Origin of the sequence: Streptacidiphilus jeojiense, from assembly GCF_000719095.1 — a bacterium.
Taxonomy (GTDB): domain Bacteria; phylum Actinomycetota; class Actinomycetes; order Streptomycetales; family Streptomycetaceae; genus Streptacidiphilus; species Streptacidiphilus jeojiensis.
Window position 1 is genome coordinate 1 of record NZ_JOEH01000125.1, and the last position, 332, is coordinate 332.

1 protein-coding gene is annotated in these 332 nt (G+C 69.9%); it reads left to right on the forward strand.

What is annotated here, in order from left to right; genetic code table 11:
• Positions 1 to 14: 14 nt before the first annotated feature.
• Positions 15 to 332, forward strand: a 318-nt coding sequence (locus IF29_RS49195; protein ID WP_408640852.1) for a CDP-glycerol glycerophosphotransferase family protein, incomplete at its 3' end; no start/stop codon positions are given.

Genomic DNA, 332 nt, shown 5'->3' on the forward strand with positions numbered 1-332 from the left:
CGGGCAAGACCGTGGTGCTGTACGCGCCGACCTGGCGCGAGGACCAGCTCGGGTTCGACAACATCCTGCGCCTGAACCTGCAACTGGACCTGGCCGCCGCCAAAACAGCCCTCTCCCAGGACCAGGTGCTGCTGGTGCGCCCGCACCCGCGCGTGGGCCAGATCGCCCCCGGCGCCGGCGACGGCTACCTGTGGGACGTCGCCGACTACCCCGACGCCCAGGACCTCCACCGAACTCATCCACGCCCTCCAGGACATCCACGCCGCCACCCAACCCCACCAAGAGGCCTACACCGCCTACCAACAGGCCTACAGCCCCTGGGACGACGGCAA